Here is a 16,203-nt window from a genome sequence, read left to right as displayed (position 1 = left end):
TCATCTGATCCGTAGACTTACTTCACCGGCTCGACGGCGGTGCCGACGCGCTTGAACAGGGCGTAGCCGGACTTGGTGCGGTCGCCCTTGGCGTCATAGGCGATGTCGCCGATCACGGTCTTGTAGTCGGTGCCGTCATGCAGCGCCGCCGCGACCTTCGCCGGATCGTTCGAGCCGGCCTTCTTCGCCGCCTCGGCCCAGACCTGGACCGCGGCATAGGCGTAGAGGGTGTAGCCGGCCGGGTCGATGCTCTTGGCCTTCAGCGCCGCGACCACGTCCTTCGCCGCCGGGTTGGTCTCGGGTGGGTTGTCGATGGTCAGCAGCACGCCTTCCCCGGCCGGGCCGACGATCGACCAGAAGTCCTGGGCATAGAGGCCGTCGCCGGAGATGAACTGCGCCTTCAGCCCCTGGTCGCGCATCTGCCGCAGCAGCAGGCCGGCCTCGTTGTACAGGCCGCCGTAATAGACCACGTCGATGTTCTGCGACTTCAGCTTCGAGATCGTGGCCGAGTAGTCGAGCTCGCCCGGCGTGATCGTCTCATAGGCCGTTTCCTTCACCCCGGCGGCGTTGACCGCCGCCTTGGTGGCGTCGGCCAGGCCCTTGCCGTAGGTGGTCGAGTCCTGGACGAAGGCGATCTTCTTGTCCTTGAACTTGTCGGCGATATAGGCGCCGGCGACATTGCCCTGCTGGTCGTCGCGGACCACCGTGCGGAACACGGTCTTGTAGCCCTTCTCGGTCAGGTCCACCGCGGTGGCCGAGGGGGTGATCATGATGATCCCCTCCTCGTCATAGATCGGGGCGGCAGCGACCGTGGCACCCGACAGGGTGTGGCCGACGACCGCGACCACCTTCTTGTTGACCAGGTCGTTGGCGACCTGCACGGCCTGGCGCGGGTCGCCGGCATCGTCGCCGAACTCGACCAYGATCTTCTCGCCATTGACCCCCCCGGCGGCGTTGATCGCCTCGACCGCCGCCTCGACGCCGCGCCGCTCCTGCAGCCCGTAGGGCGCGTTGCCGCCGCTCAGCACGAAGGCGGCTCCGATGGTGACGTCGGCCCAGGCGGCCGATCCGGCGAAGACGGTGGCCAGGGCCAGGGCCGAGGCCATCGTTCCGCTGCGGAATCTGCTCATGCGAATCTCCCCTCTCCATTCGGCGGGCCGGATGCCCGCACTTTGGGCTGAGGGTAAAGCGATTGCAGGCCCGGCGGGAATTCGTTTGTTGCGGAACCGGCGTTTCGGCCCGTCCCGGTTTCGTTTCGATCGGCCGGCCGGGCCGTTCCATCAGGAAAATATCCCGGCCGACGTGTTCGGGCGGGCTGTGCCGAATCAGACCGTCTCGGTCACCTTGCTCAGGTTGCGCGGCGCGTCGGGCGACAAGCCACGGGCCACCGACAGGGCGGCAACGAAGGGGTAGAAGGCGCCGATCGCCAGGATCGGGTCCAGCGCCGGGTGCAGCGGCGGCGGCAGCGGCAGGGTGGCGCCCTCCACCCCCGGCGCGCCGGCCAGCAGGACATTGGCGCCCAGGCCGCGGAACTCGGCCGCCATCTTCAGCACGCTGTCGCGCCCACCGTCGTTCGGGGCGTAGGCCAGCACCGGGTATCCGGCTTCGACCAGTGCCTTCGGCCCGTGCATGATCTCGGCCGCGCTCATCGCCTCGGCCTGCAGGATGCAGGTCTCCTTGAACTTCAGCGCGCTCTCCTGGGCGATCGCCAGGTTCAGGCCGCGCCCGGCGACCATCATTCGATCGGCCTTCACGAGCGCCTCGATGGCCGGCGACCAGTCGCTGCGCACGGCCTTTTCCAGCGCCTCCGGCAGCCGCTGCAGCGCCGCCTTCAGTTCCGCATCCTCGGCCCATTCGGCGACCAGCCGGGCCGGGACCACCAGGCTGGCGATATAGGATTTGGTCGCGGCCACGGCGCGCTCGCGCCCGGCATGCTGGTCCAGGACGATTTCCGCCGCCTCGGCGGCCGGGCTGTCGGCCGAATTGAGGATGGCGACGGTCAGAGCCCCGCGCTCTCGCGCCCGCCGCACCGGCGTCACCAGGTCCGGGCTGCGGCCGGACTGCGACACGGCGATGGCTAGGCTGCCCTTCAGGTCGAGGTCGGAATGGCCCAGCGTCTCCAGCGACGGCGGCAGCGAGGCGGTGACCACGCCCAGCCGGCTGCCCAGCAGATAGGCGGCGTAGGTCGCGGCATGGTCGGAGCTGCCGCGGGCGATGGTCACGGCGAAGCGCGGCCGGTCGGCGCGCAGCCGGGCGGCAAGGTCGCGGACCAGATCCGCGTCGGCGGCCAGCAGGTCGGCGATGCGGGCGGGGGCCTCGCGCGCCTCCTCAAGCATGATCGAGGTCAATCGACTCTCCTTCGACATGGACGCTGGTGACCCGCAGGCCGGCGTCGAGAACGACGATGTCCGCCCAGGCGCCGGGCGCCAGGCGGCCGCGATCGGCCAGGCCGAGATAATCGGCGGCCACGGTCGAGGTGCGGCGCGACGCCTCCTCCGGCGTCAGGCCGATGGCGACGAGGTTGGCGAAGGCCTGGTCCATGGTCAGGCAGCTGCCGGCCAGGGTGCCGTCGTCCAGCCGCACGCCATTGCCGCATTTCCGCACCGTGTGCCGGCCCAGCCGGTAGTCGCCGTCCGGCATGCCCGAGGCGGCGGTGGCGTCGGTGACGGCGTAGAGCGACGGGATCGCCCGCAGTGCCGCCCGGATGGCGCCGGGATGGACATGCAGCAGGTCAGGGATCAACTCGGCATGCTCGGCATGGGCCAGGGCGGCGCCGACGATCCCCGGAGCGCGGTGGTGCAGCACCGTCATGGCGTTGAACATGTGGGTGACGCCGTCGACCCCGCGCGAGAACGCCTCGGCCGCGGTCTCGTAGTCGCAGGAGGAATGGCCCAGCTGCACCCGGATATCGCGCGCCGCCAGGAAGGCCTGCAGGCTGCCGTCGGGGTCGGCCTCCGGCGCCCAGGTGACCACGCGGATGTCGGCGCGGTCGCAGAAATCCGCCATGCGCGCGAGATCGGCCGGGATGGCGTAGGGCGGCTGGGCGCCCAGCCGGTCCGGGCTGATGAACGGGCCTTCCAGATGCACGCCCAGCACCCGCGCCTCGTCCGGCCGCCGCCCCGCGACGACCCGGCCGGCGCCGTCCAGCGCCGTCTCGATCTCCTCGACCGGCGAGGTCATCGTGGTGGCCAGGAGCGAGGTGGTGCCGTGCCGGGCATGGGTGCGGGCCAGGGTGCGGATCGAGGCCTCGCCCTCCATCGCGTCGGCGCCACCGCCGCCATGGCAGTGCAGGTCGATGAAGCCGGGCAGGATCATCGGGCCGTCATCCAGGCCGTCGACCGGTTCGACGCTGCGGATATGGCTGTCGAAGCGCAGCCGGCCGGCGACCCAGCCGCCGGGTGTCAGGATGCGGCCTTCGAGACTCATGGTCATGCGTCGCTCCAGGCTTCGCCGGGGGCCAGGGACCGGGCCAGCAGCACGGCGCCGTCGCGGGCGTCGCCCTGCGGCGGCCGCAGCCGGACGACGATCGCCGGATCCATATACGGCCGCAGCGGTACCGCCAGGCTGCCGCCGGCGCAGAAGGGCAGGGTGCCGTCGGGGTCGAGGGCGCGGGCCAGCCGGTCGACCTCGCGCCCGGCGGCCCGCATCAGCCGCACCGCGGCGGGGTCGCCCTGCTGCGCCAGCCGGACCACGATCGGCGCCAGCGTGGCGTATTTGGTCGACGGCGCCTGATAGGTCCAGGACAGCAGCTCCGGCCCGGTGGCGCCGCAGGTCTCGAACATCGCCCGGTGCAGGGCCGAGCCGCCGGGCGGGTCGACGTCGCGGCCGTCCAGCAGCTGCAGCGCCTCGCCCAGCGCCTTCAAGCCCAGCCAGGCGCCGCTGCCCTCGTCGCCGACCGGGAAGCCCCAGCCGCCGACCTGCCGGGTGGTGCCGTCCGCGGTGAGGGAGCCACCGACCGTGCCGGTGCCCAGCGCGATCGCGGCGCCGGGCTGCCCGCCATGGGCGCCCAGCATGGTGGCATGGGCGTCGGAACACAGGCGCAGTCGGGCGAAACCGGGGGCCTTGGCACGAAACTCGGCGCGCTTGTCCGGCCGGCCGGTGCCGGCCAGGCCGCAGGCGAGCACGGCGGCGCCATAGTCCGCCTCGGCGACACCGGCGGCGGCCAGCGCAATGCGGATCTGGGCCCAGGCGCCGTCGACGCCGAGAGTCAGGCTGGACGGGCCAGCCGTGCCCTCGCCCAGCATGCGTCCGTCCGGGTCGACGGCGCGGAGCCTGGTGCCGGTCGCGCCGCCATCGACGCCGATAAGGATGCGGATCGCCATGCCCTGGTCCTGGATGCTGTCGCGCGGCGACGCTAGCAAGCCGCGCCGTCAGCGTCATTGCGCCAGATGGTCTATACCACCCGTGCGGCGGCCGGGCCACAGCGAATGGCGGTTCCCTCGCGCGCGATTTCGAGATTACTGTTCCAAGAGTTGGAACGTTTGGAACGGCCACATGGCAGGGACGGAAGCGGCAACGGTCGAACCAGCGCCGGACAGCTTCGAGGCGCTGCGCGGCGCCATCGCCGCCCGCTACCCGGCGCTGAGCAAGCGGCTGAAGACCATCGCCGAATTCGCCCTGGCCCATCCCGACGTGATCGCGCTGGAGACGGTGGCGGTGATCGCCGCCAAGGCCGAGGTCCAGCCCTCGGCCCTGGTCCGCTTCGCCCAGGCGCTGGGCTTCGACGGCTTCTCCGAGATGCAGCGCCTGTTCCGGGCCCAGCTGGTGGAGCGGATGCCGAGCTATGAGGCGCGCATCCGCACGCTCGACGCCCGCTTCGGCGGCGCGGAGACCTCGTCCGGCCCGCTCAATGCCTTCATCGACATCTCGGTCGGCGCGCTGGAGCGGCTGCGCGGCGACGTCGACCCGGCGGTGTTCGCCCGGGCGGTCGACATCCTGGCGCGGGCCGACTGCATCCATCTGGCCGCCCAGCGCCGGTCCTTCCCGATCGCGGTCTACCTGTCCTATCTGCTGGCCCAGCTCGACCGGCCGGTGCATCTGCTCGACAATTTCGGCGGCATGCTGGCAGAGCAGTCGCGCGCGATCCGCCCGGGCGATGCCCTCTTCGTCGTGACCTTCCGCAGCTACGCGCCGGACGTGCAGGAGGTGGTGCGCCGGGCCCGCGCCGCCGGGGTGCCGATCGTCGCCATCACCGACAGCGACCTCAGCCCGGTCTACCCGATCGCCGATGCCTGCTTCGTGGTGCATGAGGGCGAGATCGACGCCTTCCGCTCGCTCTCGGCCACGCCCTGCCTGGCCCTGACCCTCGCCGTCGCGCTCGGCCGCCGGCACGAGGCGCAGGAGGGCTGAAATAGCCGGGCCCTCCGTCCTTCGGGTAGCCCTGCTCGCCTTGTGGCCGCCTTGATCGATAATCGTGTCGTGCCGGATGCTCGATCGACCAGCCACGTATGTCGACGCGCATGGCTGCGGGGCGGGGCCATGTCGCCTGCAGAAGAAGGTCGATGCGATGTCGGTCGTCCGCAGCAGCGGCGCCGGACGCCATGGAGGCCCGTTTGCGGACACTGCACCAGGCGATGGAGTCGCGTCAGAACAACTTCCATCTGTGCCGCATGATCGGTGCGCTGTTCATCATCTTCGTCCATTCGATCGAGATCAGCGGTCTGAAACCCTACTATCAACAGTACGATCCTGCGTTCGTGGCGGCACTGATCCTGATGGGCAAGAACGCGCTGAGGCTGTTCTTCCTGTTCAGCGGCATCATGGTGGCGATGAGCCTGGACAAGCGGGCCTCGCTCAGCGCTTATGCCGCGGCCCGGGCAATGCGGATCTTCCCGCCGCTGCTGCTGTTTTCCGCCATCATGGTCTTCGTGATCGGGCCGCTCATGACCAATCTGCCGGTCCTTGGCTATTTCAGCCGGCTGGACACGTGGCTCTTCTTGCCGAAGGCCGCAAGCGGGCTGTTCGTGCCCGACCTGCCTGGCGTGTTCGAGACCGCTCCGTACCCGATCCTGGTCAATCCGTCGTTGTGGACGCTGCTCTACGAGATCCTCTGCTATATTGTGCTGGCGCTGCTGTGGGCTGCCGGATGGCTGCACCCGCGGCGACTGCCACTGACATTGACCGCCGTTGCCGGCCTCTATCTCGCTGTCACCTTCGGCACGAACGCGCGCCTGATCGTCCCCGTCGACGCCATGGCCGGCTTCGGCATCAGCTTCATGATCGGCGTCGCGCTTTATCATTACCGCCGCTGGATTCCGCTGTCCCTCTGGCTGGTCGCAGCGTTCGGCGGCCTGACCGTGCTGGTGCGGGGCACGGCGTGGGCGGAGCTGACCTCGATCCTGACCTGCGCCATGGGCGCGCTTTGGCTCGCTCTGGTGCCGAAAGGCTGGATCCTCGGCTATGGCCGGGTTGGGGAGCTGTCCTATGCCGCCTATATCTGGCACTGGCCACTCGGCCAGATCCTGGCCAGCCTCTGGCCCGGGCTGCTGTGGCCGCAGCTCTTTCCACTGATGGTGCTTGTCACTCTGCCGATGGCCTACCTGTCCTGGATGGCGGTTGAACTGCCGGCGTTGCGCCGCGTCTCGGCGGCCGCGGTTGTGATCCGCCGGGTTGCCGAGACGCTGCGGCTGGTCTCGCCGCGTCTGCCGGCGGCGACGGATTTGGCGATCTCGCCGGGCGGCAGCCCTCCCTAGCGGCCGCCGTGGCGTCCCCGCGCCTTCCCCCTGCCATGCGCGAAACGCCCGGGACGGATGCCTTACCTTTCGGTAACCATGGCGGAGACCAAGGAACAGCCGGAGGACGCCGCCCGTGATCCCCAATTCCACCGCCGCGCGGGACGTCGCCTACCTGCTGCACCCCTACACCAACCTCAGCGCCCATCGCGAGGCCGGGCCGATGGTGATCAGCCGCGGCAAGGGCATCCACGTCTATGACGAGGAAGGGCGCGAATACATCGAGGGGCTGGCCGGCCTGTGGTGCGCCGGGCTCGGCTTCGATCAGGAGCGGCTGGTCGAGGCGGCGACGCGGCAGATGCGGCAGCTGCCCTTCTACCACGCCTTCGGCGGCAAGGTGCCGGACGTGCTGGTCGACCTGGCCGAGGCGCTGATGGCGATCGCGCCGAAGCCGCTGGAGCGGGCGCTGTTCGTCAATTCCGGCTCCGAGGCCAACGACCTGGCGGTCAAGATCGTCTGGTACGTCAACAACGCGCTGGGCCGGCCGGAGAAGAAGAAGATCATCGCCCGCCGCAAGGGCTATCACGGCGTCACCGTGATGGCGGGCAGCCTGACCGGCCTGGCCTATGCCCAGGACGGCTTCGACCTGCCGGTCGGCCGGGTGGTGCATGTCGATACGCCGCACCACTATCATGGCGCCGAGCCGGGCGAGAGCGAGGAGGACTACGCCACCCGCCTGGCCGCGCAGCTGGAGGCGACGATCCAGGCCGAAGGGCCGGAGACGGTGGCCGCCTTCATCGCCGAGCCGGTGATGGGCGCGGGCGGCGTGATCGTGCCGCCGCGCACCTATTTCGAGAAGGTGCAGGAGGTGCTGCGCCGGCACGACATCCTGTTCATCGCCGATGAGGTGATCTGCGGCTTCGCCCGCACCGGCAACTGGTTCGGCTGCGACAGCTTCGGCATCCGGCCGGACATCATGACCGTGGCCAAGCAGCTGTCGGCCGGCTTCCTGCCGATCGCGGCGACGCTGGTCTCCGGCCCGGTCTACGAGGCGCTGGTGGCGGGCAGCGACAAGCACGGCATGTTCGGCCACGGCAACACCTATGGCGGCCATCCGGTGGCTGCGGCGGTGGCGCTGGAGACGCTGAAGATCTACCACGAGATGGAGATTGTCGACCGCGTCCGCCGGGTCGGCGCGGCGCTGCAGGAGGGGCTGCGGGGTTATGCCGGGCATCCGCTGGTCGGCGAGGTGCGCGGCCTCGGCCTGATCGCCGGGGCCGAGCTGGTGGCCGACAAGGCCGCCCGGACCAATTTCGACAAGGCCCGTGGCATCGGCGCCGGGCTGGTCCGCCGGGCCCAGGCGCATGGCCTGCTGACCCGCGCCATGCCGGGCGACGTCATCGGCTTCTGCCCGCCGATGATCATCGACGAGGCCGGTGTGGCCGAGATGCTGCACCGCTTCAGCCTGGCGCTGGACGAGACTTGGTCGGCGCTGCGCGAGGCCGCGTGATGGCGGCCGATGCGCTGCCGCCGGTCGAGGCTGTCGTCGATCTCGCCCGCCGCGCCGGCCGGGTGGTGATGGAGATCTACAACAGCTTCGACGGCGCCAGCCTGCGCAAGGAGGACGGCAGCCCGGTCACCGCCGCCGACCACGCCGCCGAGGCGCTGATCCTGYCTGGGCTGCGTGCCCTGCTGCCCGGCGTGCCGGTGGTGGCGGAGGAGCATTGCGCCGCCCACGGAATCCCGGCGGCGGCCGACCGCTTCTGGCTGGTCGACCCGGTCGACGGCACCAAGGAGTTCCTGCGCCGCAACGGCGAATTCACCGTCAATATCGGCTTGGTGGTGAACGGCCTGCCGGTGCTCGGCGTGGTCGAGGCTCCGGCCTTCGACCGCCGCTTCTGGGCGGCCGGCGGCGAGGCATGGCAGCAGCGGGGCGACGAGGCGCCCCGGCGGATCGCCGTGCGGCCAGCGCCGGCGGAGGGGCTGGTGGTGCTGACCAGCCGGTCGCATCGCGACGATTCCCGGCTGGACGACGCGCTGCAGGGCCGCCATGTCGCCGAGCGGCGAATCCTCGGCAGCTCGCTGAAGATCGTGCTGATCGCGGCGGGGGAGGCGGATCTCTATCTCCGCTTCGGCCCGACCATGGAATGGGACACCGCGGCGGCCGATGCGGTGCTGCGCGCCGCCGGCGGCGGCATCGACGATGTGTCCGGCCATCCGCTGGCCTATGCCAAGCCCGGCTTCGCCAATGCCGGCTTCGTCGCGCGCGCGGCTGCGACGGGCTGACAGCGTCCCTGCGGACCTTCCTTCAATCGTCATTCCCGCGAAAGCGGGAACCTCTATCCGGTTTGGGCATGATGAGATCCCCGCTTTCGCGGGGATGACGAAGGAGTGGAGATTTTGCCGGACCCCGGATGAAGAAAGGGGCGCCCCGAAGGACGCCCCAATCTCCCGATGGGATCTTTAACGACCGTCTTAGTTCAGGACGATCTCGACGCGGCGGTTCTGCGGCTCGCGCACACCGTCGGCGGTCGGGACCAGCGGATCGGACTCGCCGACGCCGCGGGTGACGATCAGGCTGTCGGCAACGCCGTCCGCGACCAGCTCGCGACGGACCGACTCGGCGCGACGCACCGACAGGGCCTGGTTGTACCGGTCCGAACCCGAACGGTCGGTGTGGCCGGTGACGTCGATGCGGGTGGTCTTGCCCTGGAGGGCGTCAGCAGCGGCCGAGGCCACGATCTGCTTGGCTTCCGGGGTCAGACGCGAGCTGTCGAAGTCGAAGAACACCAGGTAGCTGCGGGCCTGCGTCGTCTCGACCACTTCCTGCGCGGCCGGGGCCGGGGCGAAGGTGTAGCGCACGCCCAGCAGGATGGTGTGGTTGTTGCTGGCGTCGTACTTCAGCTTGACGCCCTGATCGTCGAAGGTCGGCTTGGTGTTGCCGAAGTAACGATACTCGAGATTGAAGGCGATGTTCGGCTGGAAGTTGTACGCCACACCCGCGATGCCCTGATAGGCGAACTGGGTGTTGAAGTCGTTGAACGTGTTGCCGTTGGCCTTGATCTCGGAGTTCAGCAGGGCAACACCGACACCGGCGCCGATGTACGGCACGAACGGCGACCCGAAGTCGAAGTCGTAGTAGCCATTGGCCATGATGCCGATGGTGCGGAGGTGGCCATTCTTGGCGATGGTCTGGCCGCCAACCTTGACGTCCTTGATATCGTTGGTGCGCAGGCTGACTTCGGCGTCCGCACGGAACGAACCCCAGTCGTAGCCGAGGTAGATGTCGCCGGCCGGGCCGATGTCATAGCGCGACCGGCCGTCGATGTTGGTGTTCTTGACGCTCCAGTCGTCATTCTGGCGGATGTTGACGCCGGCGCCAGCACCAACATAGAGACCGGTGGCCTGATACTCCTGCGCCATCGCCGGGGCTGCAACGAGCAGGGCGGCCGCGCCGACGGCGTACATCAAGTTCTTCTTCATATCCAATACCTCGCTGATCACGGTTCAACCGAGGTCTCGTCCCCCGCTTCCTTCAAGGGCTGCGACCAGACCGCTCCCTTTGGATTTACGATGGTCGGGCGTAGACCGCAATTGAAATGGACCATGCTGTTGCGAATTGCGCGCAGTGTTGCAGGGATGCACCACCGTCCTGCATGGCCATTCGCGACCGGGGTTAACTGATTGTTCGGATTTTGGAAACGGAAAACCATCGAAGCCCGAGGGGCGGCGCGAATGTAACAGCGCCGCAACGCCCCTGGAATCGCCCCGCATTTCGGGTGATCTGGAGATTCATAAGCAAATCCAAGCCGTTAGATTGAGATCTGTGGCTGGATCGTCGCTGCAGCCGCATCGGCGGGCCGGGACGGCGGAGTCGCGCCGAATCAGAGCGCCGGAGAAACCACCCGAGTCCCGTGAATCGCCCGGTCTCAACGCAGCCGGTCGCGCACCAGCCGGGCGATGCCCCCGGCGCGCTGCTCGGCGGCGGCCAGCAGCCGGTCGCGGCTGTCGGCATAGACCTGGCGGCGGGCGGAGTCGTCGAGGCCGCGCAGATTGACGTCGACGGCATAGAGCACCGCCTCGACCGCGCCGCGCAGCGTCGCCGCCCCGGCGCCGACATCGCTGACGATCTGGGTCGCCGCCAGCGTGGCCGCCTGGTTGGCCAGGTCTATCCCCTCCAGCGCGGTCTGGGCCGCGTTCAGCGGGATCTCGGTGGCGGCGATGGTCGCCTGCCGCAGTGCGTCGCGGCGGGCCGCCTTCTCGTCCTCGGTCGCCTTCGGCAGCTTCAGCGCCGCGATATAGCCGTCGAACACGGCGATGTCGGCCTCGGCATGGGCCGACAGCTCGGCGATCAGCCGCTCGCCCGACAGGATCAGAGTGTCCAGGAAGCTCCGGTCGGCCGTCTTGTTGGCGGTGATGCGCAGCGCCATCACCACCAGGCCGAGGCCGAGCGTCGCCGACACCATCGCCGCCGAACCGCCGCCGGGGGTCGGCGAATCGCTGGCCAGGGTGTCGCGGAAGGTGGCCAGCGGCCAGCGCCACAGGCTGTCTTCGGCTTCGGTCGTCATCAGAGCCTCCCGGCACGGCGCTGCAGTTCGACCGCCTGCAGCAGATTGGCAAAGATCAGGGTCGCGGTCAGCGGCCCGACGCCGCCCGGCACCGGCGTCAGCGCCGCGACGACCGGGCGGACGCTGTCGGCATCGACATCGCCGACCACCCGGCCGTCGACCACCGAGATGCCGGCATCGACCACCACCTGGCCTGGCCGGACCATCGCCCCGGCGACCAGCCCGGGCCGGCCGGCGGCGACGAAGACGATGTCGGCGGCGGCGACCGCGGCGGACAGGTCGCGGGTGCGGCTGTGGCACACCGTGACCGTGGCGTCGCGGTTGACCAGCATCGGCGCCAGGGCCCGGCCGACGGCGCGGCCGCGGCCGACCACCACGGCGCGGGCGCCCTTTAGGTCGGCTGCGGTCTCGGCCAGCCGGATGCAGGCGGCCGGAGTGGCCGGCAGCAGCGCGTCGGCCTCCCGCCCGGCGGCGATCAGGCCGAGATTGTGGGGCGTCAGCCCGTCGACATCCTTCAGCGGGTCGAGCTGCCGGATCGCGATCTCGACATCCAACCCGGCGCCCAGGGGCAGCTCCAGCAGGATGCCGTGCACCGCGGGATCGGTCGACAGCGTGGCGATGCGGGCGTCGAGCAGCGCCTGGCCCCCGGCCGGATCGACCGTCTCGACCCGGAAGCCGAGGCCCAGCGCGTCGGCGGTGCGCTGCTTGGCGGCGGCATAGCGGGCGACCGCGGCGTCGTCGCTGGCCACCACCACGGCCAGGCAGGGGTGGAGGCCCGGCGGCGTCTCCGCCAGCATCCGCGATCGGATCCGCTCCGCGATCGGCTTGCCCAGCAGGGCGGCGGCTTCAGCCATGGCGAGGTCCCGTTCAGGCGTCCGGCCCGGCATACACCATCGCGGCGCCGCCCGGCTCGACATTTCCGCCGGACAAGGCCATAACGCCGCCGCCTCGCGCCACAGGGGCCGCGACACCGATCGGCCGATTCGCGGCGAAACGCGATCCCGGAGCAAGCCATGATCCCCGTCCTGTTCGCGCTCGGCACCAATCTCGGCGACCGCGAGGCCAATCTGCGCCGGGCGATCGCCTGGCTGCGCCGCGAGACGACGGTCGACGCGGTCTCCGCCGTCTATGAGACGGCGCCGATGTACGACACCGACCAGGGCGCCTTCCTCAACATGTGCGTCGCCGCCCGCACCGCGCTTTCGCCCGAGGCGCTGCTGGCGCGGCTGAAGGCGGCGGAGGCGGAGATCGGCCGGGTCCCCAGCCGCCCGAACGGGCCGCGGCTGATCGATCTCGACCTGTTGCTGTACGGCGATCGCGTCGTCGACCGGGCGGAGCTGGTGGTGCCGCATCCGCGGATGGCGGAGCGCGGCTTCGTCCTGGCCCCGGCCGCCGACGTCGCCGCCGGCTGGATCCATCCGGGCGAAGGCCGCAGCGTGGCAGCGCTGCTGCAAGCGCTGGGGCCGCTGCGCGACGTGGTCCGGCGCGACGATCTGCGGGTGGATTAGAGTCAGGTCACGTCGGCGCCTTCGGACAGGGGCCAATGTGGACCCTCTTCGCATCGACCCTCTCGCAGGTCCCGGGTCGAGCTTCGACAAAACCTTCTCACCCGAAGGTGCAAGCGCCTCTGGCCTCTTCCGCAGGGCGAGACGTTTTCAGAGCAGCAATCCATCCTTTTGCCGTCATTCCCGCGAAAGCGGGAATCTCTATCGGCGTGACGAGATCCCCGCTTTCGCGGGGATGACGAGGTTTTGTTTGGGAAAGCGGACGGCGGCGGCGCGCGGACGCGCGCAGACCCCTCCCCCAACCCCCTCCCGCAAGGGGAGGGGGAGTGGAAGGCTGCGCAAATCGGTGTCGTAGGTTGGGTTCGCGGCAGCGAACCCAACAGGATCGGGGGGCCGCGATGGCGGCGACATGTTGGGTTCGCGAAGACGCGAACCCAACCTACGCGGTCACCCCGTGTCCGGCGGCTTGCGGCGGCCGGGAGCAGCCGAGCGGGGCTCGGGCGGATCCTCGGGATCATCCTCGCCGTCCTCCGGCGGAATGAAGCCCAGCTCCTCCAGGGCCTCGTCGGCCATCTCCAGCCACTGCTTCACCTGCACCGGGTAGCCCCAGCGCCGGCACAGCGCCGCCACCGCGACCTCGGCCCGGCTGGCTTCCACCAGCTCCGCCACCTCCGGCCGCTCCAGCCGCTCGCAGACCTCGTCGGCGCGGCGGTCGGCCTCCTCCTCGTCCTCGGACACCTCAGAGGCGGCCGACATCATCGCCAGCCGGACCCGCAGCGCGTGCCAGTCCTCCTGCGCCGCCTCGCGCTGCGCCGCGGCCTTGCGCCGCTCGGCGGCCTGACGCGACAGCTTGTCCTTGAGCAGCAGGGTCAGCCGCACGGCGCGCGAGACGGTGGCGATCCGCTGGCAGTAATCGACCCCGGGCTGCGGCGCCGACAGCGCCTCCTGCTGCGTCGCCCGGGCGATCGACATCTGGATCTCGACCAGCTCCGCCACCACGCACAGATCCGCCGCCCGCTCCTCCTGCGGAGCGGCCGAGGCCTCGGGGGCCGAATCGGTCTGCGCCTTGTTCATGGAACATAGCATGAACGTGGTCGCCGATTAATACAATTGCACAATGTGTTTACAGCGGGAATGACCCCCGATCCGGCCCTGGCTCACTCCGATCTAGCCGGCCTCGGGCGGCGCCGGCCCGGCCGAGCCGCGCTCGACCAGCTCCGGCACGCCCAGCTGCGACGGCGGCGTCTCGCCGCGCAGCAGCGCCAGGACCTGTTGGGCCAGACATTCGCCGAAAGGGCGCTGCGAGGTGCGGAAGGTGGTCAGCGGCGGGTTGGCCAGCGCCGCGATCGGGATGTCGTCGCAGCCGATGATCGAGACGTCGACGCCGACCAGCAGGCCGGCGGCGCGCACCGCCTCGGCGGCGCCGAACGCCATCTCGTCATTGCCGCACAGGATCGCCGTCGGCCGCGGCGACAATTCCAGCAGCGCCTGGGCCTGGCGCCGGCCGGTCTCGGCGGTGTAGTCGCCGCAGCGGTGCCAGGCCGGGTCGGCGGCCAGCCCGGCCTCGGCCAGCCCGTCCTGCCATCCGATCAGCCGCTGCCGGCTGGCATTGACCTGGGCCGGCGTGTTGATCAGGCCGATGCGGCGATGGCCGCGGGCGGCCAGCCAGGCGGTGGCGGCCCGGCCGCTGGCCCGATGGTCGGCGTCGACGAAGGGCGTCTCCGGCCGCTCGCTGTCGCGGCCGAGCATGGCGAAGGGGAAGTCCAGCCGGCGCAGATAGTCGGCGCGCGGATCGTCGACCCGCACCCGGGTCAGGATCACCGCGTCGACCCGCCGGCCTTCGACCAGCCGGCGCAGCACCTCGAGCTCCTGGCAGTCCGGCGCGGCGCCGGCGACCAGCACGGCATAGCCCGCCGGGGCCAGCACCGCGTCGATGCCGGTCAGCAGCGGCAGGAAATAGCTGTCGACCAGGCCGGCGGGTGACGGCGTCAGCAGGAAGCCGACCGCGTCGGTCCGGCCGCGGCGCAGGGTGCGGCCGAGCGCGTTCGGCATGTAGCCGACCTCGGCCGCCGCCGCCACCACCCGCTTGCGGGTGTCGTCGGCGACGTCGCTGTGGCCGTTGAGCGCGCGGGAGACGGTGTAGGTCGACAGTCCGAGCGATCGGGCGAGTTCGACGATACCCACCCGTTTGCGATCCGCCATGCGCCCGTCCCGTGGTCAGTCCTCAAGGCCGGCGAACAGCAGCACCATGGCTGCGGTCGAGGAGGCGTCGGTGCCGCCGAGCCCCTCGCCGGTGATCGGGTCGAAGTATTCGCGGAAGCCGCTGCGAGCGGCAACGGCCATGCTGTCGCGGCGGATGCGCGCCGCCAGGTCGTGCCGGCCGGCGCGCTTGATCCCGTCATAGAGCATCCAGTTGACCGGCAGCGAGACCGCGCCGCGCCAGGGGCGCCCGGGATCGAATTCGGGCTGGCCGGGCTCGACGCTCGGCACCGCGACGGCGGCCCGGCCCAGCCAATGCTCCAGCCGGGCCGGCAGGGCCGGGTGCCGCGTCGCCAGGGCCGGATCGGCGTAGAGCGGCAGCAGGCCGCCGATGCCGGGCCGGCCGATCGGGCGGCCGCTGCCGGCGTCGCGCGAATGATAGGCGCCGTCGGCCCTGACCCAGCAGGCTTCCAGCGCCGCCCGGGTCGTGGAGATGATGCGGTCGACCTCGGCCATGCCGGCGCGGTCGTCGACCATGTCGAGCAGGAAGCGCAGGTCGCGGTTGGCGCGCTGCAGCATGGCGTTGAAGCCGATGTCGGCGACCCGGAACGGGGCCGGCGCGGCGCCCCAGGCCGGGCTGCCCGCCATCGCGCTCTCCTCGGGATCGATGATCGCCGCCAGCCCGGTGCCCTCGGGGTCCCGCGCCGCGGCGAACCAGCGGTGCCAGGCCAGCAGCTTCGGCGCCAGGCCCCGCAGGCGGGGGCGCGACCGCCGCACCCCGAAGCGCTCGAACAGATGGCGGGTGGCGGTGGTTGCGACCGGCGGGTGGGTGAGGGCCGGCCCGCCGTCCGGGACATCGCCGGCGTCGCCGCGATGGACCAGGATGTGCGGCACCATGCCGTCCGGCTTCTGCCCGCTCAGCAGGGTCTCGATCTCGGTCCAGGCGCGGTCCTCGTCGAACTGGGCGAGGCCGATCGCGGCCAGGCCGGAATCCCAGTTCCGCTGCGCCGCGGCCGGGCTGGCGGCGGTCGGCACGGTATGGCTGCCCCGGTCATTGGCCCGGAGGACGGCGATGGCGGCTTCGGTCAGCTCTGCAGTCATAGGCTCGCGGTCGGTTTCGGCGGGCCGGCAACGGCGGCGAGTCATTATCTAAAGCTTTATGATAAATAAACATAAAAGCAAATCGCGGCGATCGGCCTTTGTCGCGAGCCCCTTTACCGCGAGGCGGCGGACGGCCACACTGACCGGCATGAGGCGCTC

General features: G+C 70.6%; 15 protein-coding genes. 5 read left to right on the top strand and 10 right to left on the bottom strand.

The genetic code is table 11. The features are described 5' to 3' along the window. Positions 1-17: 17 nt before the first annotated feature. From AB4Z01_RS18305 to AB4Z01_RS18290, 4 genes are all read right to left on the bottom strand, one after another. On the bottom strand, positions 18-1,130 hold the full coding sequence (locus AB4Z01_RS18305; RefSeq protein ID WP_441695977.1) for a branched-chain amino acid ABC transporter substrate-binding protein: 1,113 nt from the start codon (positions 1,128-1,130) through the stop codon (positions 18-20). 195 nt (positions 1,131-1,325) lie between these two features. Then, positions 1,326-2,348 (bottom strand): SIS domain-containing protein, encoded by a 1,023-nt coding sequence (locus AB4Z01_RS18300; protein ID WP_441695976.1) that lies wholly within the window; start codon positions 2,346-2,348, stop codon positions 1,326-1,328. After that, a complete protein-coding gene (gene nagA / locus AB4Z01_RS18295) occupies positions 2,329-3,432 on the bottom strand; it encodes an N-acetylglucosamine-6-phosphate deacetylase (RefSeq protein ID WP_441695975.1) in 1,104 nt (367 codons plus the stop codon). Before nagA ends, AB4Z01_RS18300 begins: the two co-directional genes overlap by 20 nt. Then, on the bottom strand, positions 3,429-4,322 hold the full coding sequence (locus AB4Z01_RS18290) for a BadF/BadG/BcrA/BcrD ATPase family protein (RefSeq protein WP_441695974.1): 894 nt from the start codon (positions 4,320-4,322) through the stop codon (positions 3,429-3,431). Before AB4Z01_RS18290 ends, nagA begins: the two co-directional genes overlap by 4 nt. A gap of 172 nt (positions 4,323-4,494) precedes the next feature. On the opposite strand from AB4Z01_RS18290, the gene AB4Z01_RS18285 reads away from it, so the two are divergent. The 4 genes from AB4Z01_RS18285 (at position 4,495) to cysQ (ending at position 8,957) form a co-directional block, all read left to right on the top strand. After that, a complete protein-coding gene (locus tag AB4Z01_RS18285) occupies positions 4,495-5,349 on the top strand; it encodes a MurR/RpiR family transcriptional regulator (RefSeq protein ID WP_441695973.1) in 855 nt (284 codons plus the stop codon). A gap of 203 nt (positions 5,350-5,552) precedes the next feature. Beyond that, positions 5,553-6,692: an acyltransferase family protein gene (locus AB4Z01_RS18280; protein ID WP_441695972.1), complete on the top strand. Its 1,140-nt coding sequence runs from the start codon at positions 5,553-5,555 to the stop codon at positions 6,690-6,692. Positions 6,693-6,807: 115 nt separating this feature from the next. Next, the gene (locus tag AB4Z01_RS18275) at positions 6,808-8,181 is read left to right on the top strand and encodes an aminotransferase (RefSeq protein WP_441695971.1); all 1,374 of its coding nucleotides are present in this window, start codon (positions 6,808-6,810) and stop codon (positions 8,179-8,181) included. After that, positions 8,181-8,957 carry a 3'(2'),5'-bisphosphate nucleotidase CysQ gene (gene cysQ, locus AB4Z01_RS18270; protein ID WP_441695970.1) on the top strand — a complete coding sequence of 259 codons (777 nt, stop codon included), beginning with the start codon at positions 8,181-8,183 and terminating at the stop codon, positions 8,955-8,957. Before AB4Z01_RS18275 ends, cysQ begins: the two co-directional genes overlap by 1 nt. Positions 8,958-9,146: 189 nt before the next feature. Here the strand turns inward: cysQ and AB4Z01_RS18265 are convergent, their stop codons facing one another. The 3 genes from AB4Z01_RS18265 to AB4Z01_RS18255 all read right to left on the bottom strand — a co-directional run bounded on the left by AB4Z01_RS18265 (position 9,147) and on the right by AB4Z01_RS18255 (position 12,093). Further along, a complete protein-coding gene (locus AB4Z01_RS18265; protein WP_441695969.1) occupies positions 9,147-10,139 on the bottom strand; it encodes an OmpA family protein in 993 nt (330 codons plus the stop codon). Between the two features lie 461 nt (positions 10,140-10,600). Next, positions 10,601-11,239, bottom strand: a complete 639-nt coding sequence (locus AB4Z01_RS18260) for a cyclodeaminase/cyclohydrolase family protein (protein WP_441695968.1) — start codon at positions 11,237-11,239, stop codon at positions 10,601-10,603. Then, positions 11,239-12,093 (bottom strand): bifunctional 5,10-methylenetetrahydrofolate dehydrogenase/5,10-methenyltetrahydrofolate cyclohydrolase, encoded by an 855-nt coding sequence (locus AB4Z01_RS18255; RefSeq protein ID WP_441695967.1) that lies wholly within the window; start codon positions 12,091-12,093, stop codon positions 11,239-11,241. Before AB4Z01_RS18255 ends, AB4Z01_RS18260 begins: the two co-directional genes overlap by 1 nt. Positions 12,094-12,252: 159 nt before the next feature. On the opposite strand from AB4Z01_RS18255, the gene folK reads away from it, so the two are divergent. Beyond that, positions 12,253-12,747 (top strand): 2-amino-4-hydroxy-6-hydroxymethyldihydropteridine diphosphokinase, encoded by a 495-nt coding sequence (gene folK / locus AB4Z01_RS18250; RefSeq protein WP_441695966.1) that lies wholly within the window; start codon positions 12,253-12,255, stop codon positions 12,745-12,747. A 444-nt stretch (positions 12,748-13,191) separates the two neighbouring features. Here the strand turns inward: folK and AB4Z01_RS18245 are convergent, their stop codons facing one another. The 3 genes from AB4Z01_RS18245 to AB4Z01_RS18235 all read right to left on the bottom strand — a co-directional run bounded on the left by AB4Z01_RS18245 (position 13,192) and on the right by AB4Z01_RS18235 (position 16,044). Further along, complete coding sequence (locus tag AB4Z01_RS18245) at positions 13,192-13,818, bottom strand: hypothetical protein (RefSeq protein WP_441695965.1); 627 nt, start codon at positions 13,816-13,818, stop codon at positions 13,192-13,194. A gap of 93 nt (positions 13,819-13,911) precedes the next feature. Further along, positions 13,912-14,946: a LacI family DNA-binding transcriptional regulator gene (locus AB4Z01_RS18240; protein ID WP_441695964.1), complete on the bottom strand. Its 1,035-nt coding sequence runs from the start codon at positions 14,944-14,946 to the stop codon at positions 13,912-13,914. 15 nt (positions 14,947-14,961) lie between these two features. Beyond that, positions 14,962-16,044, bottom strand: a complete 1,083-nt coding sequence (locus tag AB4Z01_RS18235) for an MGH1-like glycoside hydrolase domain-containing protein (RefSeq protein ID WP_441695963.1) — start codon at positions 16,042-16,044, stop codon at positions 14,962-14,964. Positions 16,045-16,203 lie beyond the last annotated feature (159 nt).

The sequence above is a fragment of the Inquilinus sp. YAF38 genome (assembly GCF_052113205.1).
In the GTDB taxonomy this organism is placed as follows: Bacteria; Pseudomonadota; Alphaproteobacteria; order DSM-16000; family Inquilinaceae; genus Inquilinus.
The sequence above is the reverse complement of the archived record's forward strand: the minus strand, read 5'-3'. Positions and strand labels throughout refer to the sequence as shown.

What these genes read in the sequence shown, in the direction of transcription:
- nagA (WP_441695975.1), bottom strand. Translation starts at nt 3,432, where the DNA reads ATGACCATGAGTCTCGAAGGCCGCATCCTGACACCCGGCGGCTGGGTC.
- AB4Z01_RS18290 (WP_441695974.1), bottom strand. Translation starts at nt 4,322, where the DNA reads ATGGCGATCCGCATCCTTATCGGCGTCGATGGCGGCGCGACCGGCACC.
- AB4Z01_RS18285 (WP_441695973.1), top strand. Translation starts at nt 4,495, where the DNA reads ATGGCAGGGACGGAAGCGGCAACGGTCGAACCAGCGCCGGACAGCTTC.
- AB4Z01_RS18265 (WP_441695969.1), bottom strand. Translation starts at nt 10,139, where the DNA reads ATGTACGCCGTCGGCGCGGCCGCCCTGCTCGTTGCAGCCCCGGCGATG.
- AB4Z01_RS18260 (WP_441695968.1), bottom strand. Translation starts at nt 11,239, where the DNA reads ATGACGACCGAAGCCGAAGACAGCCTGTGGCGCTGGCCGCTGGCCACC.
- AB4Z01_RS18255 (WP_441695967.1), bottom strand. Translation starts at nt 12,093, where the DNA reads ATGGCTGAAGCCGCCGCCCTGCTGGGCAAGCCGATCGCGGAGCGGATC.
- folK (WP_441695966.1), top strand. Translation starts at nt 12,253, where the DNA reads ATGATCCCCGTCCTGTTCGCGCTCGGCACCAATCTCGGCGACCGCGAG.
- AB4Z01_RS18245 (WP_441695965.1), bottom strand. Translation starts at nt 13,818, where the DNA reads ATGAACAAGGCGCAGACCGATTCGGCCCCCGAGGCCTCGGCCGCTCCG.
- AB4Z01_RS18240 (WP_441695964.1), bottom strand. Translation starts at nt 14,946, where the DNA reads ATGGCGGATCGCAAACGGGTGGGTATCGTCGAACTCGCCCGATCGCTC.
- AB4Z01_RS18235 (WP_441695963.1), bottom strand. Translation starts at nt 16,044, where the DNA reads ATGACTGCAGAGCTGACCGAAGCCGCCATCGCCGTCCTCCGGGCCAAT.